This window comes from Legionella sp. W10-070 (genome assembly GCF_900640175.1).
GTDB lineage: Bacteria > Pseudomonadota > Gammaproteobacteria > Legionellales > Legionellaceae > Tatlockia.
The window spans coordinates 31630-53747 of record NZ_CAAAJC010000008.1; the positions used below are offsets into that span (position 1 = coordinate 31630).

The window sequence follows — 22118 nt, forward strand, 5'->3', positions numbered from 1 at the left end:
CTTGCGAGAGAGTGACTATTATTTTTGAACCACAAATAACATTTCGGCTAAAGCCTGTCGGTTTTGCTGTCTTGCAATAACCTTCTCCTGAGCAATCAGCTTCAATTCATGTTTTCTGCATAGAGTCCTTATATAATCAGGTTGATGGCTAAAGCGTGCCGTTGATTGTAACTGCCAGGACTTATCATGACTGATTTCTGTTGTGAAAATAAAATAGCCATTTGGGGTCAGATTTTGGGTAATTTGAGTAAATAAACTGTCAAGCTCTCCAAAATAAGGAAGAACGTCGGCTGCTAAAATAAGTCCGTAGCCTTTTTTCCCCTTCTTTAGGAAGTGAAGTAATTCCGATTCGATTAAGTGATCGTAAATTCCTTTTGTTTTGGCCTGAGCCAGCATTTTTGCTGAAATATCGACACCAGTCAGTTGCTGGCTTATTTCTCGTAACACCACGCCAGATAGGCCAGTACCGCAGCCTAAATCCAGTGCATGCCCCACCTCATGAATAGCCAATTGATGAAGCTTTTGGCCAATTTGTTGCGGTAGGGTATATTCTAACAGCTCAGTCATATGTCGGTCATAATATAATGCATAATTATTAAATAGATTGCTGGCATATTCCGGACAAGCTTTGGGATTTAATTCATCCTTACTTAATGCGTGCAACATATGCTGGCTGGCTTTATCTTTCGGATTTGCTGCAACTGAACGTTCAAGTAGTTGCCGAGCCTGCTCTTTATCCTCAAGGCGGATATAAATTGCTGCTAAATTATTCAAGGCCGCAAAATGTTTACTGTTTTGTTTTAATATGTCTTCAAAATGAATAATTGCTTCACTTAAATGGCCTAACGCCATTTGTGCAACACCTGAATTATAGAGGTATTCAATGTTATGCGGATCTTGTTTTAAGAGAACATCATAATGCATTAAGGCATTTTCAAAGCGGTCATGATGCATAAAGGTCGCGGCCAGATTGTTGCGAGCCTCCAGATGATTATTATCAAAAGCTAATGCCCGGGTAAAATAATCAATGGCAATTTGTCCTTGTTGACGCTTTAAGGCGATAACACCCAGGTTGGTCAATGCTTCCACATGTTCACTGTTTTCTTGCAATACTTGTTCAAAAGCCTGCTTTGCCTCTTCCAGTGCATTCTCCTCCAGACTTAAGACGCCAATATAGAAGTTAGCATCCAGATGATTAGGGCACAGGGTCACCACGTTTTTAAATTGCGTTTTGGCAGCAGCCAGGTTTTGGTGTTTTAATAATAACAATCCCAGATTAAAATGGGCGGCTGCGAAATCGGGTGCTGCATGAACCGCTGCCCGATAATGGCCTAAGGCTTTATTATAATCATCTTGAAAAGCATAAACGACTGCTAAATTATGGTGAGCTTGTGCGTACTCTGGAGAAAGCTCTATCGCTCGTTGATAATGTTCGATCGCTTTATCAATCTGGTGATTTTTCTTAAAAGCATTGGCAAGATTATTATGTAAACTTTCATCATTGGGTTTTAGGTTTAATGCTTTCTGCAATAGACAAATCGCTTTATCCAGGTTGCCCTGTTGCGCCTGCGCAAGACCAAGAAAATGTAATGCCTGGCTATGGTTGGGCTCCTGAGCTAATAATGTCTCATAGAGCTTGATGGCTTGTGGGAGTTGATTTTGTTGCTGTAGCGAATAGGCTTTGGTAAATAAATCTGACTTTGGGTTCATGGCGTCTTTGTCATCAAGATATGGGGAATACCATCCAGCTCAAAGGGTTCCCCTTTTATTGTAAAACCATAACTGCGATAAAAATCTTGCAAATAAGTTTGAGCAGTAATGCAAATAACCTGTTGAGGATAATGGGTTTGCAGATGACTTAATAAATGGGCCATGATTTGCTTTCCCAGCCCACGGTTACGGTGGGATGGTGCTGTAGCCAGCCGGCCAAAGCTCATGGCTTGAGTATCATAAGGCAAAATACGGGCATAAGCGACTAGCTTATTATCCTCATGAACAAGCAGATGCTCTGCTTGCTGGTCCTTATAATCCAAATCCTGAAAAACACATTGTTGTTCGACAATGAAAACTTCACTACGCAAGGCCAGAAGGGCGTATAAGGTGGTATTGTCTAGCTGGTTAAATGGTTGAATTGTTATGTTAATCATGGAATTTCATCAAGGTTAACGTTAAAAACAAGAATTTTCTTATACATCGCTTTGGTTATAGCGTTAAGGCTTAATCACTGGAGAATTGCAATTGCCTGCGTAATTGGTTCAATGCTTGTGCCCGGTGACTAATCTTATTTTTAATCTTAGCAGGTAATTGGGCTGCTGTGCATTGCAAGGAGTCTATAAAGAAAATAGGATCATAACCAAACCCGTTATCGCCATGCTTGCTGGTGGCTATTCTACCGCTAAATTTACCGGTTGCAATGATTGGCGTTGGATCGTTAGTATACTGCACTAAGGCAATGGCGCAGTAAAAATAAGCCTGGCGTTGCTCTTCTGGTACGTTGACAAGTTTTCCCAGTAATAATTTAATATTTTCTTCGTCGGTTGCTTGCGGTCCGGCATAACGTGCAGAATAAATACCAGGTTCACCCTGAAGTGCCTCTACCACCAACCCCGAATCATCAGCCAGGGAGGCTTTATTGCTTATCTGGCTGGCGTGCCTGGCTTTAATGATGGCATTTTCAATAAAGCTCAAGCCTGTTTCTTCAGGAGAATCTATGTTAAAGGTTGCCTGTGGTATGCAGCGTGAAGGGGAAAGGATTGCTGTTAACTCGGCAATTTTCCCTGCATTGGCAGTAGCTAATACAATTTCTTTCATAATGTACCCAAATCAAATGACGGTATCCTTGAGGAGACAAGGAATAGGTTGAGATTCTAAAACGATTAAAATTAGCTAAGATTAATAGTAATCGCAAATCCTGTAAACTTTAGGTTCTGCGCACTTATCTACTATCTTGGCCAAAAAGCCTTGATTTTCTGCGCTCCGATGCTTACATACTTATATGTATGCTCCGCTTCGGTGCTCGCCAATCAAGGCTTTTTGACTCAAGCTAGCGATAAGTGCACAGAACCTAGGGGTGTAATTAAAATTACGGTTGGCGGTTATCAATGGTAGCCCGGATTTTGCTGGCGTTCCATCCAGGCTGCCACTTTCAAGGAAAAACCGCCGTTTTAGTCGCCCCTAAACTTTGGTAACTATAATGGATAGACAGAAAGAAAAACCTGAAATAGTGGCTGTGTTTGATTTTGATGGCACAATTACCTCTAAAAGCACCACGCTTCCTTTTTTGAAGTTTATATCGGGTCGTTATTTGGGCTTTAAGTTAATAAGAAAAATACCAATAGTCATTGCTTATCACTTGCAATTAGTAACGATTGATCAACTAAATGCGGCGATTGCCAGTACTTTTTTTAAAGATTTACCACGTGATTTTCTTTATGAAAACGGTCAGGATTTTGCAAATCAAATACTCCCTGACTTAATAAAAGATGAAGCGAAATTACGTGTGGAGTGGCACAAAAAACAAGGCCATACCTGTATTTTGGCAACTTCTGCTTATAATCTCTATGTGGATTACTGGGCAGAGCAAAATGGATTTGATGGGTTTGTATCCACGAAAATTGAATTTAATCAGCAAGGGCGGGCTACTGGTCGATTGGATGGGAAAAGTTGCAATGGTAAAGAAAAATTAAGGCGTGTTCAGGAGTTGATTGGAGCACCTGACGTTGTGTATGCTTATGGGGACAGTGGAGGCGATACAGAACTTTTAAATTATGCGACTTATTCTTATTATAAAAGATTAACTTAGGGCATGCCTAATCTTATGATTAATCAACCTGAACGCTCCACTTAAATGCTTAGACTTTGACAAAGCTCCTTAATAATTTGTTGTAAAATAGAGTTTATTTCATTGGGACTGATTAGCCCCTGATTATAAATTAGGCCCAGTGCATCCCCCTGCGGACTGCTTCGCACAATAAAGTTAATTCGCTCTGGACAAGAATAATTCCACAGTGCTACTTGATTTTCTTTCTTTAGAAGATTTTCTAAAATGTAGTCTGCGGAGCGAAACAGTTTACTTTCTTTGCCAAGTGAATATTGGTTAAAAATGAATTCTGGTTGCAGGTAATTAATTTTTTTAAGATCCTCATCAAAGAGAGGATTTTGAAAGCGTTGTATTACGTCAAGAATCTGGGTTTGGATTGCTTGTAACTGTCTGATGAAGTCAATTTCAGGATTAATAGAAACAAGTAAGGGAATATTGTCAGCATAATAACCGATCATGTCCGGGTAATTGAGCTGGGCTCGGTTTGATTTTACCACGCTGATATAAATTTTATCCTTGTTAAGAACATCGGATAAGATCTTACAAAATAAATGTAGATAAAGTGCATAGGGTGAAATTTTTTGCTGTTGACAGAAAGTGGTAATTTTTTTCGAATGCTCAGCAGTCAGTTTTTTATAAATCAATCCACCGAAATACTGTTCTTGCTGTTTAATCAAATGATTTTCTGAATGAGTGAAATGTAATCCTGATAAGTAGTTTTGGTAATTTTCCATCTGTGTTTGATAGTTGGCATGGCTTAGAGAATAAATCCTTAAATAATCGTCATCCTGCTTTTGCTCGTATGGGGTTAGCTTATTGTTTAAATAATGACTTTCAATCTCGTGGAAAAGTAATTCTGCAGAAATGCCATCGCAGATCAAATGATGAATTTTTATAAAGAGAATAGGATTTTCTTCTTCTTGATATATTAAATACCCTTTCAATAAGGGAGCCTCCTGGATACTGATCGATTCTAAAAATAATTCCCCTATTGTGTTGTATAAATTGGAAGTATTAATCCTTTGCAAGGAGAATGTTGCTGGTTTTCCAAGAACGAGCTTAAGTGTCTTACCCTGTTCAATAAAACAAGTGCGTAGTGCAGGAATTTTCCTGATGCAGACATTGATGGCTTTATTTAATTGTTCTACATTGAGATTAGCTGGGACGGTTTTCAGGATGGGGATATAATAGGGCATGCCAGTAGGGTGATTCTTGAATAATTTCCATAGGTTTTGCTGTAAGATGGAGGCATCCTGGCTGTTCAAATCATCAGTGCCTTCTGACACCACCCTCTTTTCTTCTGAGTTTTGATACGTCATATGCACTAGCCAATGGTCTAGTAGATTTTGGGCTAAAATGTCGCTAATTTTATCCCTGCGATATTTTAGGGATATTATAAGCTCATCAGCAGTTAATAATACTTTAAAAGAAAGCAGGCGAGGCTCATCTCCCCATAAGCTATTTTGTACATTACCGCTTTTCATCGTCGTTAATTTTAACGGCGTATCCACCGTATTGAGCTCAAAGCTTCTTTGAAAATCAAAAGAAATCGTTGGCATGTCAAGCCCATTTTCTTTAAACATAGGCATGCGTAAATATTGTTTATCACTAAGGGAGAGAATTTGCTCCTGTAGATTTTTGGTATGTTGCAGCCAATTGTCTTCCTTATTTGAAATGACAATTACATCATTGGAGGTATCGCCATAAACGGCAGAAAAATCACCCTCTTCACGTCCAGAAAAGAAGACTACAACACCCTGCTGTTGGCGATTAAAAGCGTTAAATAACGTTTGAAATAAATTGGCTAACAAATAATTACTGAGCGATAGTTTATTTTTCTCAAGAATAGAGAGGGTTTGTCTAAGCGTTGTCAACGGAAGCGTTGTAGAGATGACTCCTGCCTCCATCGTTTTATGGGTTAGGCTTTCCAGGGGGACATCTAATGGAACATGTTGTAATCGGTTAATCCAATAGTCCTGCAAGCTACTACTCAGCCGATAAAGAATATGTTCCCACTGCCAGGCAACGTATTCTCGATACTGTTTCGGTTGGTTTTCTAATTCCTTCCCTTCATAAATAGTGAAAATGTCACGAATAAACGCACTGACTGTGTGGCCATCGCAAATCAGATGGTGAAAAACGAGCAGCCATTTGTATTCTTCTTGGTTTAGCTTGACCAGTTTGCTTCGCATAAGCGGGGGATGTGCCAGATCAAAGGGAGCTGTTAAGAATTGTGCCTCTTCTCGCTCGTCAATAGACTCACTAAACTCCGGCTCTACCTTGCATCCAGGATGAATATGTTGGTTAACCTGGTTTAAAATTTCATGAAAGCTATAAGCAAAGATATCATGACGCTCACTTACTTGAATGATCGCTTGTTGAAATTTGTCAATGACCAATGGCCCTTGTATTTTAATGACCATTGGGATTAGATAAGCCGTTTCGCTCGTCGATTTTTTAATAAAATTCCAAATCTCTTGTTGTTGCAGGGAGAGGGGAATATTCGTTGCAAGTTGAGGGATGGTTTCGTTTGTTGAGTTGTGGTTATTCGACTCCGACTCATGATGAATTTTTCTTGCGAGCTCTTCTGCTGAAGCATAGTTAAATATATCTTTAGAGCTCACTACTTTCGCTTTACAGCGCAGGTTAATTTTATGGGCAAGCTGGGTGGCCATGATTGAGTCCATACCTACTTCAAACCAGTTGTCATGGATTGATAATTCCTCGGCGGAGATTCTTAATATTTTTTGCACCAGAGTCAAAATATCATCGGCTGAGCAGGTTTTCTCGTCTGATAACTTATCTTCATCATTTATTGAATTTGAAATAGTCGTGATGTCTCTATTCTCCACAGGGCCAACGGGTGCTACAAGGAAATTGGATAGGAGGATTTTATTTTCCTCTGCTTGCATTTTAAAAAGGTTTTTAACCTCTTTAATGGTTATAGGTGCAATGCCAATTGATTCTAAGTATTCAGTAAGCTGTTGTTCATTTTTCTTGAATAACCCCATATTTCTGACAGGGCCTAATATCAGATTCAAAGTGGGTTTGTTTTCTTGTTTGCGCAGGTCACTCAATGCATCTAAAAATGCATTGGCTGTAGCATAGGCAGCTTGTCCTTGATTGCCAAGAACGCCGGCAATAGAGGAAATGCAAATGAATTCCTTCAGTGGAATATTGGCAGTTGCGCGATGTAAATTTAGGGCACCTAATGCTTTTGCAGCAATCACCTCATTGAATTCTGATGGTTTGGTTTCTATCCAGGGTTTGTCTATTGTAATGCCTGCTGCATGAATGACAGACCCCAAAGGGGGAAAATGTTGGTTAATTGTAAGAATCAGCTGCTGAAGTTCGTCCATCTTGCTGATATCACAACGGTGATAATCTATTTGGGCTCCCTTGTTTAAATAGGCTTGTATGGTTGAAGACCAATCCTTATTTTTTGCTTGACGACCCACGGCGACAACATGTTTTACACCAGAGTCCAACAGTACTTCGATTAACTGTTGCCCGATATCACCACATGCTCCAGTCACAAGATAAGTATTCTCTGGATAAATTTTGTGGTAACCGCTCAGCAAATCCGGTTCAAGCGGCAGAATATACTGGCTGAACAATTGGCTGGATTCATAATGAAAAGCCCAATTAATTAGCTTCGCATCCTCAAGTGCATGTACCCAGGCAGGGGAAGCCTCAGCAAACAAATCACCCTCAATGTAGCGTATGGGCCATTGGGGGTATTCCTTTTTGATAGACTTCATCATGGCTAACAATGCGCTGCCGCTAGGGTTTTGATGATTAAGGAATACAAAGGGTTTTTCTACTGCATTTTTGATCAAAAATTGTGTGAGGGAATAAAGAAAATTGGCCTCTTGAAGAAATTCATCCTCATTTGCCTCACATAAATAAACCCATTTTCTGGCGGTTGTTAGCTGGCTTGGGATTTTGTTGGTATTCTCATAATTGATTGGAAGAACATCGACCTTGTCATAATGAAGTTTTAATAAAGCAAGTAAGCGGTTGAATGACTTGCTTTGGTTATGAGTGATAACTGTAATTTCCTTCCGATGAGCGGATTGAACGGGTAGCCAATCTAACTGCTTCCAGCCGATGCGATACAAATATTTTTTCCAGGTATTATCAGGGGATTGTTGATTATCAGCAATTGTAGGAAGCCAATATTCTTTGCCCTTAAAAGGATATTTAGGGAGGGATATCTCCGTGTCTGTTTGATGCGTTGAAAAAATTTCCCACTTGATAAAAAAGCCCCTTAAATAAAAATTACCTAGAGCTTCCAGCAGGGTTGGCCAAGGTTCATTTGGATTATGAATCGAAGGGATTGTGACAAAATCGTGTGTTGCTTGCGCTTGAGGGATTAAGACGGGTTTTGGACCAATTTCCTGACAGATGACAATGCCTTGCTCAGCCAGTTTTTTCAGACCTTGATGAAACTCTACTGTATGCATGAGGTGTTCACACCAGTATTTGGCATTGACTTGCTTTGCCCCCAGTTCTTCACCAGTAATGTTGGATATGACTGCCATCTTGGGGGCGCTGTAGCTGATTTTCATTGCTTCTTGATAAAAGGCATCAATCATGGGGGTCATCAACGGCGAGTGAAAGGCATGAGAGGTGGCAAGTTTCTTACAATGTAAACCATGTTCTTGGCAATAACTCTGACAAGCATCGATGGCGTCATAGGAGCCTGAAACGACGGTTTGTTGTGGGCCATTGTTTGCTGCAATCACTAAACTGTCGAACGGGCGGATTAGTTCAGTGACCTTTTCTGATTCTAAAGTGATCGCTAACATGGCACCGTTTTCAGGTAAAGAAGCAATTAGCTTGGCGCGAATACAAACTAATCGCAAACATTCCTCCAACGTCATGATTTCAGCTATGCAGGCGGCCACATATTCACCCAGGCTATGCCCTAACAGTAATGTGGGGCGCAATCCTAAGGAGAGAAACCAGCGAGCCAAGGCATATTCATATACAAAGAGGGCAGGCTGAGCATATAGGGTATGATTGATGTTGATTTCTTTCGGTGTGTTAAGCAAAACTTCACGTAAATCATAATCCAGTAATCCTTCTGTGATTTTGCAGCATTGCTCCACAATGAAGGCAAATTCCGGTAGGGTATTATAAAGTTCGGCTGCTAAATTAGGCTGTAAACAACCTTGACCAGTAAATAACCAGGCTAATTTATTTTGATCTTCGATTTTCCCTTGTTGCCAATCTTGCTGGTCTAATGCGGTTGCCCATTCATTACCGTCTTTTGCTACGATAAAACTACGATATGGGAAGTGTGTTCGCTTTGTAAGCGCTTGATGGCAAATTGCTGCAAAGTTACTATCTGATTGCTTATAGCTAAATTGCCGATAAATTTTCAAATAGTTGTTAAGTGTTTCAGGATCTCGGGCACTAATCACCCAAAGATGGTGACTGCGCGTCATTTTTTCATGTGTTTTCGATTCTTTTCTGGGGCTTTGGCCTACAATAAGATGTGCATTGGTACCACTAAACCCAAAGGAACTAACCCCGGCATAACGTGCTTTATCAGACCATTGTACTGGTTGGTTTGGGACTACCATGTTGTCCTGTTTTTTGATGTTGGGATTAAATTGTTTTAGGTGCAAGTGGCTGGGAATCTGACCTTGCTTGATGGCCAATACGGTTTTTATGAAACTGGCAACACCTGCAGCAGCCTCCAGGTGGCCGATGCGGGTTTTCAAGGAGGTAATATAAAGGGGGGTTGTTCTTTCAAGTGCATAGGCACGGCGGATACTCTCCCATTCAATGGGATCGCCTAGTGCGGTACCTGTACCATGTGCTTCTACATGCGTGATTTGCTCAGGTTTTAATTCTGCTAGATGAATGGCAGATTTCATTACATCAGCTTGAGCGGATAAATTAGGTGCAGTTAAGCCATTACTGGCACCATCTTGATTCACAACACTACCATGAATCACCGCATAAACTTTATTTCCGTCACGCAGTGCATCAGTAAGTTTTTTTAGAATTACGATGCCACATCCTTCACCTCTGACATAGCCATCCGCTTCAATGTCAAAGGTGCTGCAACGATTTTTAGGTGATAACATGCCGCTCTTGCAAAAAATAATATTACCTTCAGGGGAGAGGATGAGATTGACTCCTCCTGCAATGGCTAAACTGCACTCACCATCTTGTAATGCACGACTGGCTTGATGAATGCTCACTAAAGAGGAAGAGCATGCTGTATCAATGGCCATGCAAGGACCCTGGGTACCTAGAAAATAGGCGATTCTGCCTGCGGCAGTTGAAAAGCTGGTACCTGTTGCCTGATAGGTTGTTAATTCTTCAATTGGTACTTGCTTTTGAATTAAGGTGTCATAGTCATGGGTACTAATGCCAAGATAGATGCCGGTCTTGCTGTCTTTAATTTCCTGCAGGGGAATGCCGGCATCCTCTAAGGCATTCCAGGTGACCATGAGAGCTAAACGCTGTTGAGGGTCAAGATATTCTGCTTCTCGGGGCGAGATATTAAAAAATTTGGCATCAAAACGCTTGATATCGGTCAAAAAACTACCCGATGAAGAATACATGGTGCCTTTTTTTTCAGGATTTGGATCAAAATAGGGGCGATTATCCCAGCGATCGGGGGGTATTGGTTGAATACTATCTTCTTCTTGCTGTAAAAAATTCCAGAACTCCTCAATACCAACAAGATTTTTTTGCTTGGCTCCTGGGATTCGACAGTCCATACCAATAACAGCAATAGGCTCATAGTTTCTTATTGTTTGTGTTGCCTGGGTTGATAAATGACTTGCCAGTTTTTGGCTTAAGGCATAAATGCTGGGAAATTCCCAGGCAAGCCAAGGTTCAAGAGGTTGTTTTGTAAACTGCTCCAGCCCGCTTATCATGGAAACCAGTTTAACGGAGTTGAAGCCATACTCGGAGAAGGCTCGATGCTCATCGATACTGTCGTACGAAACGTCGCTATTCTCGGCTATCCAGCATTTTAGCCAGCTGGCAATCTGGTCGTCATGTTGAGAAACTTCAGTGTGTTGAATGACTGGATTAAAATTTTCCGGCTCTCTTAATCTTGCAAGATAATCGAATTCTCCATGCAGGTAAGTCTGTTTACAAGCACTTCGTTGAACCTTCCCGCTACTGGTCTTGAGCAGTTTTTTGGGCGGAATAAGAAGAATGTCATAGGGGATAATGTCACTTGCATCAAAAACGGATTTCTTTATCTTGGATAGCACGTCTTGGTAATCATCTTTCTTTAGACGATGATTCACTTCCGCCACAATGACACATTCTTCGGAACCTTCCCCTACTATTGAAAATGCGGCTGCTCCATCCTTTATCAGTTCCGGGTGAGTGTTATAGCAGGCCGCTTCGATATCCTGAGGAAACAGGTTTCGACCATTGATAATAATCAGATCCTTAACACGTCCACAAACCACCAAATAGCCCTGTGGGTCAATAAATCCCAAATCACCTGTCCTGAGAAATGGGCCTTCTTCTGTATCAATAGTAAAGGCATTGAATATTTCATTCGTTTTCTCAGTATTACGATAATAACCAGCGGTGACTGAATTGCCATGAAGCCAGATCTCGCCGATTGCATGTTTGGGTAGCAATCGTCTACTGTCAGGATCAACAATTCTTAAACGATATTGCTCAGAAACCTGGCCACAACGCACGACTTCGGTCATATCAGTTAAATCATGATGAGATAACCCAAATCCGCTGCTTAGTTTGTCCTTGCTGACTGGTAAGAAACGAGAGGAGTCAGTATGGATGGAAATTACTAAAGTGGTTTCAGCCATTCCATAACCTGCTTTCATTGCTCCCTGCTTCAGGCCATAAGATGACAAAAGATTTTCTATTCTCCTAATCGTTTTAGGTTTGACTGGTTCTGCACCATTAATGAGATGATGAACCGTAGAAAAATCCAAATTGAATGAAGAAAGGTCTTTCTTTTCCAAAGCCTGGGCTGCTAAATCGTAGGAAAAATTAGGTGCCATCGTATAGGTCCCTTTTTCTTCGCTTAATTTCTGAAGCCAAAAAAAAGGATTCTTAAGGAAGGTAAGAGGGGCCATGAAGACACATGTGCCTCCTGAATACAAAGGCAATAATGTATTGCCTATCAAACCCATATCATGAAAAATAGGTAACCAGGAAACGCAAGTGGATACCGAGTCAATGCCCATGTATTCGATTAATAAGTTGAGGTTGGTAACGATATTTTGATGAGTAACAATCACCCCCTTCGGTGCACCTGTTGAACCGGAGGTATACTGTAGAAAAGCAATGTCTTCTGGTTGGTTGTTGTGGGGAATGAGGGCGCTATCATCCTCTGAATCCAGTTCATCAATACAAACCAGATTTGCTTGCACAGGAAATTGAAAATCATTGGTTTCACAATAAGAGCGGACTTTGCTGGTACTTAAGATTATCTCTACTTTAGAATCTTCAATGATTTTCAGTAGGCGTTGTAAATGCCTGGTCTGACGAGGGGGATAGGCTGTTACGGCAATATTTCCTGTGTATAAGACAGATAAGAATGCAACAATATATTCAAGACTGGATTCAAAAAGAAGTAAAATCGGTTTCTGCTGGTTAATTTTACCGTATTTATCAATATTGAATTGCTGAATTTTATTGCGGAGGTAAAGTATTTTTTGCTTTAATTCTTTATAAGTTAATTGTTGGCTATTTTTATAATTACCTTCTAAAAACTTCAACGCTATTTTTTCTGAATTTGATTCGGAATGTTTGAAAATTTTTTCTAAAAGTAATTCCGTAGCCAAATCATTCATATTTATTCCTTAAAAATACTCCACTAAATAGTCTTGCTTAAAACTCCGAGCGAGGGCTTAGTAAATTTATTAAGAAAAATCAAAACCATTTGAGGAGGTTTTACTAGATAAATTTTACTGCCATAGTGAAAGCCACCATGACTTAACTGAATCAACCGGAATTTTTTTAATGACGAAAATATTAAATATGGTAATCATATCTACTCCAGAAAACGACTCTAATAAAAGAGTGATTCTCCAATAAAACATCAATTTAATGGATAAATAAATTGTATTTTTAATTGGTTTTTGAATTATAGTATAAAAAAATATTTTTTCTTTTTTATCGTAAAAATGATGGCATGTCAGTTTTATGATGATGGAATCTATTATCCAGTAATTGGCGATGTATCTCAGCGATGATTAATGAACCTCAAACGATAAATATGAAAGTTAAGAGAACATCTGTGCAAGGGGTCTATAAAGAAAGTGGGGGCATAACCAAACCCGTTGTTGCTTGCGGGTGGCTATTCCACCGGTTGTAATGATTGGTAATACAATTTCTCCATAATAGACTCAAATCAAATTACACGGCCAGCAGGTGGTTAGTTTTCTGCTTTCATGTTTAAAGCTAAGGGATGAGTTCTTCAGTTCTTCACTACGCTCTAATAATCTTTCTATACTTTCTCCACGCTTGAGGATTTGCTCAAGGTTTTCAAGCATCAATTCACGGGTTTCTGCTAATTGAAGGTTGATTTCCTCCAGCTTATTATCCTTTGTATATTTTTCAAGGTCATTGGCAACTGTTTGCAGATCCAGTTTTAATCTCAGGAGATAATAGCTTAAGAAATTCATCTGAGTTTCAGTTAGTTGGGTGTCAAGAACGGCAATACAGTAATCCGAACCCAAGCGTGCAGCATAAAAAAAATAGCCATTTTTTTTTGTGCCCTGGATTTCACCCGGTATAAGTTTCTCACAAAAGGAAATAATTTCTTGCTTATAGCTGTTTATTGCCTGGCGGGCAAAAAAATTATGGGTAGGTAAGAGGTTATCGGTAGTTACCCATTGAAATGGATGTTCACCGAAACGGGCTGCTAAAGCATAACATTTCATTGTTAATCTCCCTGCAACATAATGTTAGGTTAAGGTAACATGAAATATAATAATAGTAAGCAATTATATTAATGATGCTAATTACGCTGAATATCGATTGGTTTTGCTATTATTAGAATAAAGTTCAACTGAGGATTGTAATGTCTTTACCCTATATACTGAAAGGCGGAATAAAAATTGCGCCCTTTAAAAGACCGGATATTGAACCCTATGGTGTCTTTGCCAATACGACTTCCCCAGGAAAATACCCAATCAGGCAAAAAGTTGACATGGACGGAAAGCAGGTTGCGATTAACTGGCCTTCCTCAGAGCATGCCTACCATGCGCAAAAAATTCTTCACTTGAAAGGCAAACTGGAGCCAAGCCATCCAGCACAAAAGACATTAACTGAAATGTTAACCAATATTGCATCAACCAATAAAGAATTCTCGCCAAGAAAAGATTATGATCCCCTTGTTGCCAGGTATCTTCCTGTTCTACGCAGTCAGGGGCTTAATGTTGAAGATAAAAAAACTTTTGATGCACTTTGTGATGCTGATTATCATGCAGTCAAAAATCCTACAGGGAAACGAGAAACGCTCACTTTTATGAGAAAAGTAATTCAGCTTAAGTTGGAGCAGCATGCTGAGTTACGCGAAAAAGCAATCGAATGTGCAAAATCAGGGATAATCCCTGTAGAAGTTAGCCAGTATGATAATAACTGGGCTTCTGGTCCGGAGGGTAAAGGAGAGAACATGCTTGGCCTCATTCTGCTGGAGGAAGGGAATAAATTACTTGAAAAGCAGGGAGGGACTCCGGCTATCCCTGACCCGAAAGAAGCTTATAAGCGATTAAATACAGTTGATTTAGCGCATAATACATTAGCCCAGAGGTTAGAGCCGGATAGTTTGCATTGGGTAATCCCGCAGAAAATTTTCCAACCTGATTTACCCAATACTTCTCATAAATGGGAGCAGCTCCAGGAGAAAGACAGGCAACAATCAAAATCTGGTTTTATCATATATGAGCCAGGTGAAATAGCAACAAGCCTGTTGTCGAGGCAAGAGATAGAAAGTCAGCTTAAAAAAGGAACTGTTCCGCTGATATCTGAAAAAAGTTCTGTTGTTGAGCGCTATATCCGTAGTGAAAAAGAGCAATATAGAAATGATGCTGCTGATATTATCGCGGTCTATTCTGTCAAGAGCGTGATGAATAATCTTGACTCCCAAGTAGCTATCCAGGCTGTTGAAAATAGCCGCGCAGGGACTCAGGGACACGATGCTCATGCGCTGAAAGTAAAATTCAATTCGCAGGCAGAAGCGCAGGCGTTTTGTGAAAAACTATATAGGGAGCATGGGATTCACAGCCATACTTTCGGAGCGGATAAAATGAAAACCCCTCAAAATGGGGCTGTTTTTTTAACCAAAAGTGATCTGGAAAAAATTGCTTCCCATTGCCAGATTGCAAAGGAAAAAGGAACAGGCGCTCTGGTATATGAAACAAAAATTAACGCTCTTGCCCAAAATAAGGCTGAAAAAATAACGGTGGAAGATATAACAACTCCAGGTACTAGATATAATCATTGATAGTTGTGAAAAGTTGAATTCGTTGCACCCAGTCGATTGACTTTCCCTTTTCTGGTCGCTGTCAATGTCTGATAAATGAGGGGGCTGGAAATGACAGCCTTTAAAAACAACACAACTATATCAGTTTGGTCGGAAACATCCCTGCTACCTCAGTCCTCCACCGCCAATGGGTCAACGAGTGAGGTGGTTATACCTGATTGAAGGACAAATTTTCACCAGATAACTCTCTAGTGGGCTCCATCTAATAACTTTTGGGCTTCATCAGGTTTGTTATGAACGCCGAACAAATCAATAATGGTAGCTGTTGCTTCATTCGTGCCTTTAATGTCAACGGTAATGCCTTGACGTCTAAATTTGATAACAACTTTATCTAAGGAGGAGACGGATGTAATGTCCCAGAAGTGAGCGCCACTGATATCGATTACCACTTTATCAAGTGCTTCCTCAAAGTTAAAGGCATGCACAAACTGCTCGGATGACACGAAGAAAATTTGTCCGCGTACTGTATAGGTGCGGCAATTTTTTTCTTGATCCATCACTGATAAAACAGTGCTGAAGCGTCCCACTTTATTGGCGAAAAATAGTGAGGCAAACAACACGCCAGCCAATACGCCATAGGCCAGGTTATGGGTCGCCACCACAACCACTACTGTTGCAAGCATCACTATATTGGATGACAGAGGATGCTTTTTTAAATTACGAACGGAATCCCAGGAAAAGGTACCAATCGATACCATAATCATCACCGCCACTAATGCTGCCATTGGGATACGTGAAACCCAATCACTTAAAAAGACCACCATAATCAGCAGTGCAACACCAGCGGTTAATGTCGATAAACGGCCACGGCCTCCGGACTTGATGTTAATGACAGATTGGCCAATCATAGCACAGCCGGCCATGCCCCCAAGAAATCCTGCAATTACATTAGAAATCCCTTGCCCTTTACATTCTCTGTTTTTATCGCTGGCAGTATCGGTTAAATCATCAACTATGGTAGCAGTCATCATCGATTCTAATAATCCTACAATAGCTAATGCTAAGGAGTAAGGAAAGATAATTTGCAAGGTTTCAAAATTCAAGGGGACATCCGGCCAGAGAAAAATTGGCAAGGTGTCGGGCAGAGCCCCCATGTCTCCTACAGTGCGTACAGGCAGGCTGAAGGTTATCGAAATAGCGGTCAATACAATAATAGATACCAATGGCGATGGGATGGTTTTATTAAGGTAGGGAAACAAATAGATAATAGCGAGACCACCAGCAGTCATTGCATATACATGCCAGGTTACATGAATTAGTTCAGGAAGCTGGGCTAAAAAGATAAGGATGGCTAATGCGTTGACAAAGCCTGTCACGACCGAGCGGGAAACAAAACGCATCAGGCTGCCAAGTTTCAGGTAGCCGGAAATTATCTGCAGAATACCTGTGAGTACCGTTGCTGCAAGCAAGTATTGCAAGCCATGAGATTTCACCAGCGTTATCATCAGCAGCGCCATAGCTCCTGTTGCTGCTGAAATCATTCCTGTCCTTCCACCTGTAAGGGCGCTGACGGTAGCTATTGCGAAGGAGGCATACAATCCGATTTTGGGATCAACGCCGGCAATGATGGAGAAGGCAATGGCTTCAGGAATAAGAGCTAAAGCAACGACAATGCCTGCTAACAAATCGCCTCGAAGATTGCCAAGCCAGTCTTGGCGTGTCGAAGAAAATAACACTTAATTCATCCTGTTTACTTATGAATAGAATACCAACGCCCAGCCCGTCAGGAACTGAATTTGCAAAAATACCTCAAAGGCTGATTGATCAGTCTGGTTTCAGGAATGGGGAAAAGGAAGGGTTAGCGTTAAGGTGGTGTAGTCATCAGTTATATTGGTGATTAAAAGATTGCCACTTTAGATTAATTAAAGGCAATAATCAAGTATTGTCTCAATTGCGGGTGCGATTAAAACTAAATGGTTAGTACTTTGGCATTCTTGATACGTTTCGACAAGTCAAAAAAGGTCGTTGCGAGCGTTAGCGAAGTGAAGGCACATCGTTCGCCATGATGATGTTCTAATGGCGAAGCCCTGCAATGAGTTCAAGAGTCTCAGATAATAACAGGCGATCCTATGTTGTTAATTGTATGTTAGGCTTAAGGAAGGATGATTCTTTTTTGTGGGATAACATTATGACATTAAATAATTTATTGATTGCCAGCGATTTCTCAAAACATGCTGACTGGGCTTTTCAGCGGGCGAGCAGTATAGCGAAGCTAAATCAGGCTCGCCTCCATTTTCTCCATGTATTGGTGCAACCATTACTAAGTAGTGTCGCACAGTTTTCGGCGACTGAATTACAGCAAGGTTACTTGTCTGAAAAAAAGAAAATTGAAGGGAAGCTGTTAAAGAAGTTAAAAGATAATATTCATCAATTATCTGCCAGTGTTTCTGTAGTACTGGGCCGCGCGGCTGATGAGATTGTAAGGTATGCTGATGAGAGCGATTGCGAACTGATTATCGTTGGGGCCCATGGCAGCTATTATATCAATGATTATGTGTTAGGTACGACCTCCAGTTCCATTATCAGGCAAAGTCATGTGCCGGTGATGTTGATAAAAAAAGAACCTGTTTTTGATTACGACAGGATATTGATAGCCACCGATCTTTCTAAAGTAAGTAAAGAGGCAGTGGAATATACTTTTAATTGTTTTCCTGGGGCAACGTTTCAGTTACTTCATATTGTTGATATTTATTATCGACAGTTCCTCAACTTAACTGATTTGGATGAAGAACTTGACGGCACTAAAAACGCTAAAACAAAAGATATTTTTGAAAATCTCGATGATTTTCTCAGTCAATGTGACGTAGATAAAAGAAAATTTGAGAAAAAAATTATTGGTGGTTATTTTGCCGATGCTATCATTAAACAGGCAAATAAATGGAATGCTGATTTGTTGGCATTTGGTACCCAGGGAAAATCAGGACTACATTACTTGCTTATGGGCAGTGTTGCCAAACGAATTCTTCATCTTAGTTCAATGGATATGCTTGCTGTGCCTCCAAAATCCTCCTGATTATTACCAAGGCAGGGGAAAGCATCAAATCATGGGGGGGGTGGATTGCTATGTATATCTTCGTCACCATGCTGCTGAACGGCGTTGGAGGATTTGTTAAAAAATGGTCGGGAGCTTCTCCGGAGACTTGATTGTGGCTGTGTACTGAGGTCGCTGGTCTTGTTTTCCCCTAAAAGGGCTTTCTCCAAGGCAGCATCTATATCTTTGCAGAAATGGGGGTCTTCTTCCATTGGGGATGAATAAAACGGTGCCAGTTCCAATGCATGCTGAGCAGCGATGACCTCGATAATATTCTCTTTCTTCCTGTCTTTTTCTGATGCAAGGATAGCTTTTTGGAGAATGGCATCTTTTTCTGTCAGGGTCGGAGAACGGTCTTTTTCCAGTATTTTTGCATCAAACTGATGGAATTGCCGTTGGTTTAAAGAGACAAGGTAATATTGCTGATCGGTAATCGCTAAGCGCTTCTCCTTGTCGAGATCAATGTCTTCTTCGCTATAACCAGGAATATAAGGACCTCCCAGTTTATCCACAAGAGAAACATCCGTAATCGGATAAGAATCGAGATCGCGAGTATTCCAGCCATAACTAAGCCTGTTCATGTAAAATGCATTGATATTGGGATTACTCTTGAGGTATTGATAGGTAAATTGAAGTAAACCGTTAAGCAATGCCAATCGTACGGTCTCATTGACTGCATATTTGGTGTTCACTTCAAAGAAATTGGCGACCAAGACTATTTTCCCCTCCTCGGTTTCTGCCAGATAAAGCCAAATAAGTGCCGCCGGTCGATTGGTCGCTTTATCAACAGCGACATGAAATAACAAGGCATCGTCCATACGGCGTTGCACCATGGCTTGAAATTGAGGATTTGTGGTTGCCAGGCAGCAACCTACCTCATCTCCCAAAAAGAAGGTCATTATTTTATCTTTCGGCCATTGTTCTACACTGAAATGGAAAATGCTTTTTTTATTCGGAGTGTTGGTTTTTTGTTCTTCCTTGAGCAGCCCGACCTGATCGATAGTATGTTGGACAAATTCTTTAAACTGGGTGGAAGTTTCTGCAAAATGCTGATCTAATGCCCGAATATTGCTGATGATTTTATCTACCAATACTTTCATATGCGGTTTTGCCATAGCATTTGCAATATATGATTCGGCGGGAATTGATTTTTGCAGTTGTTCGATGTATTTGATAATGGCGTTTAGCCGCTCTTTATTGGTGCAATTATTTTATTTTAAATTATCCTGCGTAGCCTGGTGAAAGCGCAAAGCGCTGTAACCCAGGTTTTCATCGTGAAATGTCTGTTCATCTGAATCCTGGGTTACGGTTCTTTGAACCTGTACCCAGGCTACACACTAATTGCATTATCTGTTGCAAGCATTAGCTCAGGTTATCAAAAAACTCAACTTCCCCGTTATCAATATTGTACAAGCCGCCAATGATGGCTATTTTCTGTTGGCTCAATAGTTTATTGAGGATATTGCTGCGGCTGCTTATTTCTTCTGCGGTATGTTTAATATTTAGCCTGGTAACCTGCTGCATAAATTCCGGGGTATCCGGTTGAAGATGAGGGCAAGAGGTCTTGGTTTTTTCAATTACCGGACCGATTTTATGCAGTAGCTGGCTTAAGTAACCTAGTTCTACGCCGTTACAGGCTCCCTGGATTGCACCACAGCCACTATGTCCTACCACGGCGATAAGTTTGGCGCCGACAACATCACAAGCAAATTCCAGGCTGCCAACAATGTCATCATTCAGGATATTACCGGCAATTCGCAGGCTAAAAATATCCCCTAGCCCTTGGTCAAAAATCAGCTCTGCGGGGGTGCGGGAATCCATGCAACTTAAAACAGCGGCAAAAGGATGCTGGCCCTGGGAGGTTTCGTTGACCTGCTGCAATAAGTTTCGATTAATCTTCAGATTGCTGACAAAACGGCGGTTGCCGGCTTTCAGCAGTTCAATCGCCTGTTTGGGGCTAATGCGTTGTTGTTGTTCTTTTGTCAGGGTGTACATGGTGGTATTCCTCTTAATTCAACGGAGATTTCTTTGGTTTTAGCACTATGAAGAAAATTGTCAATAACTTCCCGCACATCATTATCAATAAATTTGGAGCGGCTGCCGTCAATAATCAGGATAGCCTTAGGCGGGATTTTCTTAAGATCATGGATAATGCTGCCTTTATTCAAAAAAGATACTTCTTCGGCGAGTTCGATATGATAAATCATCCCTTCCTCGGCAAAGACTTTGGTTTCATGCGAATTTAAATAGCTGTGACGCAAGATAATAAAGACTGCCACAGCAAAGCCGATGCTGATACCAAAGAGTAAATCATTGACTACAATCCCTGTAATAGTGATAACAAATGGTATAAATTGTTCCCAACCCATTTTATACATCTGTTTAAAAACAGCTGGATTAGCCAGTTTATAACCAATAATGACAAGGATAGCGGCAAGTGAGGACAAGGGTATTCTATTTAACAGCCCTGGGATAGTTAGTACGCAAATGAGGAGAAATACGCCGTGTAAAATCGTTGATAGTTTGCTTTTGGCGCCAAAAGCAATATTCGCTGAGCTTCGTACAATTACCTGAGTGATTGGCAGTCCACCGATTAAGGAGGACATGATATTTCCCAGGCCTTGAGCTTTTAACTCACGGTTGGTGGGGGTAACCCTTTTATGGGGGTCGAGTTTGTCTGTCGCTTCAACACACAACAAGGTTTCCAGGCTTGCAACCAGGGCAATAACGATGGCTACCCGATATACTTCCAGCTTGCCAAGCATGCTGAAATCAGGCAGGGTGAGGGCGCCTGCCAGATCAGCAATTCTGTGGAACTCCGGTATTTGTACCAGCTCAGACGGCTCGAGGTAGAAAGGAAACCAATGACGCTCATAGAGCCAGGCAAGCAAAAGTCCAAACAGTACTACAACCAAAGGGGCTTGCAGGATTGCGAAGATTTGATGTCTTTTGGCAATGATGCTCTCCCAAAAAATCATGATGGTCAATGATACTACACTGATTATTACCACCCCAGGGTTGATATGGTCAAAAGCTTCCTCAATATGGAAAAAATCCAGCCGTCCATTCGTCAATTCCGTTAATAACGGGGATACGTCATAACCTAGCAAATGCGGGATTTGTTTTAAAATGATAATGATGCCAATGCCGCTTAACATACCTTTGATTACCGCAGATGGGAAATAATAGGCAATAATTCCGCCACGCAGAAAGCCGGCAATGACTTGCAAAATTCCGGCTATCAATCCCGCCAGTAAAAATGCTTCCCAGGAGCCCAACGACTCTCTCGCTCCCAGGACGATTGCCACTAAACCGGCTGCAGGCCCGCTAACCCCTAATGCTGACCCACTTGCTATACCAACAACAATCCCTCCGACCACACCGGCAATAATTCCGGAAAACATGGGAGCTTCCGAAGCCAGGGCGATGCCAAGGCATAAAGGTAGAGCAACCAGAAATACAACCAGTGAAGCTTGTAAATCATGTTTAATATGAACAAAAATTCCTTTTGTCACTCTTGGTCTCCTTGAAGTCCAGATGTAGAATGATTTTTAAACTAGCACCGCTTGTTTTCACAATCGGTTTGAGTATCCAGAGTTGAGTGCCGCCAGAAGGTAATGCGTTAACCTGTTGGACTTACCACACCTATTAATACATCAGGGTGTATCCTCAATCAAGTTTTTTGGCTGCAAAGGCGGCTAATTGCTATTAATTAATCATCTGCGGTCCTGCCTCAAAAGTAATAGGCACACGTTCTGTTT

The 22118-nt window shown here is 41.0% G+C and carries 12 protein-coding genes; 3 read left to right on the forward strand and 9 right to left on the reverse strand.

Annotated features, from left to right (window positions below):
• Positions 1–18 precede the first annotated feature (18 nt).
• The 3 genes from E1O65_RS04725 to rdgB all read right to left on the reverse strand — a co-directional run bounded on the left by E1O65_RS04725 (position 19) and on the right by rdgB (position 2811).
• Entirely contained in the window at positions 19–1710 is a 1692-nt protein-coding gene (locus E1O65_RS04725) for a tetratricopeptide repeat protein (RefSeq protein ID WP_133132446.1), read from the reverse strand.
• Entirely contained in the window at positions 1707–2147 is a 441-nt protein-coding gene (locus E1O65_RS04730) for a GNAT family N-acetyltransferase (RefSeq protein WP_133132447.1), read from the reverse strand. The genes E1O65_RS04725 and E1O65_RS04730 overlap by 4 nt, the downstream gene beginning before the upstream one ends.
• A gap of 70 nt (positions 2148–2217) precedes the next feature.
• Positions 2218–2811: an RdgB/HAM1 family non-canonical purine NTP pyrophosphatase gene (gene rdgB / locus E1O65_RS04735; protein WP_133132448.1), complete on the reverse strand. Its 594-nt coding sequence runs from the start codon at positions 2809–2811 to the stop codon at positions 2218–2220.
• 382 nt (positions 2812–3193) lie between these two features.
• Here rdgB and E1O65_RS04740 point away from each other — a divergent pair, with 382 nt between their 5' ends.
• Entirely contained in the window at positions 3194–3802 is a 609-nt protein-coding gene (locus E1O65_RS04740) for an HAD-IB family hydrolase (protein WP_133132449.1), read from the forward strand.
• A gap of 41 nt (positions 3803–3843) precedes the next feature.
• Here E1O65_RS04740 and E1O65_RS04745 read toward each other — a convergent pair whose 3' ends face one another.
• A complete protein-coding gene (locus E1O65_RS04745) occupies positions 3844–12630 on the reverse strand; it encodes a type I polyketide synthase (RefSeq protein WP_242601537.1) in 8787 nt (2928 codons plus the stop codon).
• A 555-nt stretch (positions 12631–13185) separates the two neighbouring features.
• A complete protein-coding gene (locus E1O65_RS04750) occupies positions 13186–13722 on the reverse strand; it encodes a hypothetical protein (RefSeq protein WP_133132450.1) in 537 nt (178 codons plus the stop codon).
• Between the two features lie 140 nt (positions 13723–13862).
• On the opposite strand from E1O65_RS04750, the gene E1O65_RS04755 reads away from it, so the two are divergent.
• Positions 13863–15287 (forward strand): NADAR family protein, encoded by a 1425-nt coding sequence (locus E1O65_RS04755; RefSeq protein WP_133132451.1) that lies wholly within the window; start codon positions 13863–13865, stop codon positions 15285–15287.
• 227 nt (positions 15288–15514) lie between these two features.
• On the opposite strand, the gene E1O65_RS04760 is transcribed toward E1O65_RS04755, so the two are convergent.
• The gene (locus tag E1O65_RS04760) at positions 15515–17002 is read right to left on the reverse strand and encodes a SulP family inorganic anion transporter (RefSeq protein ID WP_133132452.1); all 1488 of its coding nucleotides are present in this window, start codon (positions 17000–17002) and stop codon (positions 15515–15517) included.
• 452 nt (positions 17003–17454) lie between these two features.
• Between E1O65_RS04760 and E1O65_RS04765 the strand changes: the two genes are divergently transcribed.
• Positions 17455–18339 carry a universal stress protein gene (locus E1O65_RS04765; RefSeq protein ID WP_133132453.1) on the forward strand — a complete coding sequence of 295 codons (885 nt, stop codon included), beginning with the start codon at positions 17455–17457 and terminating at the stop codon, positions 18337–18339.
• A gap of 29 nt (positions 18340–18368) precedes the next feature.
• On the opposite strand, the gene E1O65_RS04770 is transcribed toward E1O65_RS04765, so the two are convergent.
• The 3 genes from E1O65_RS04770 to E1O65_RS04780 all read right to left on the reverse strand — a co-directional run bounded on the left by E1O65_RS04770 (position 18369) and on the right by E1O65_RS04780 (position 21872).
• On the reverse strand, positions 18369–19472 hold the full coding sequence (locus E1O65_RS04770) for a hypothetical protein (RefSeq protein WP_133132454.1): 1104 nt from the start codon (positions 19470–19472) through the stop codon (positions 18369–18371).
• A gap of 247 nt (positions 19473–19719) precedes the next feature.
• Positions 19720–20352 carry a carbonic anhydrase family protein gene (locus E1O65_RS04775; protein WP_133132455.1) on the reverse strand — a complete coding sequence of 211 codons (633 nt, stop codon included), beginning with the start codon at positions 20350–20352 and terminating at the stop codon, positions 19720–19722.
• Positions 20340–21872 (reverse strand): SulP family inorganic anion transporter, encoded by a 1533-nt coding sequence (locus E1O65_RS04780; RefSeq protein WP_133132456.1) that lies wholly within the window; start codon positions 21870–21872, stop codon positions 20340–20342. Before E1O65_RS04780 ends, E1O65_RS04775 begins: the two co-directional genes overlap by 13 nt.
• Positions 21873–22118: the final 246 nt, after the last annotated feature.

Excerpts from the sequence above, each read along its gene's own strand:
- E1O65_RS04725 (WP_133132446.1), bottom strand. The coding sequence starts at position 1,710 with ATGAACCCAAAGTCAGATTTATTTACCAAAGCCTATTCGCTACAGCAA.
- E1O65_RS04730 (WP_133132447.1), bottom strand. The coding sequence starts at position 2,147 with ATGATTAACATAACAATTCAACCATTTAACCAGCTAGACAATACCACC.
- rdgB (WP_133132448.1), bottom strand. The coding sequence starts at position 2,811 with ATGAAAGAAATTGTATTAGCTACTGCCAATGCAGGGAAAATTGCCGAG.
- E1O65_RS04740 (WP_133132449.1), top strand. The coding sequence starts at position 3,194 with ATGGATAGACAGAAAGAAAAACCTGAAATAGTGGCTGTGTTTGATTTT.
- E1O65_RS04745 (WP_242601537.1), bottom strand. The coding sequence starts at position 12,630 with ATGAATGATTTGGCTACGGAATTACTTTTAGAAAAAATTTTCAAACAT.
- E1O65_RS04750 (WP_133132450.1), bottom strand. The coding sequence starts at position 13,722 with ATGAAATGTTATGCTTTAGCAGCCCGTTTCGGTGAACATCCATTTCAA.
- E1O65_RS04755 (WP_133132451.1), top strand. The coding sequence starts at position 13,863 with ATGTCTTTACCCTATATACTGAAAGGCGGAATAAAAATTGCGCCCTTT.
- E1O65_RS04765 (WP_133132453.1), top strand. The coding sequence starts at position 17,455 with ATGACATTAAATAATTTATTGATTGCCAGCGATTTCTCAAAACATGCT.
- E1O65_RS04770 (WP_133132454.1), bottom strand. The coding sequence starts at position 19,472 with ATGGCAAAACCGCATATGAAAGTATTGGTAGATAAAATCATCAGCAAT.
- E1O65_RS04775 (WP_133132455.1), bottom strand. The coding sequence starts at position 20,352 with ATGTACACCCTGACAAAAGAACAACAACAACGCATTAGCCCCAAACAG.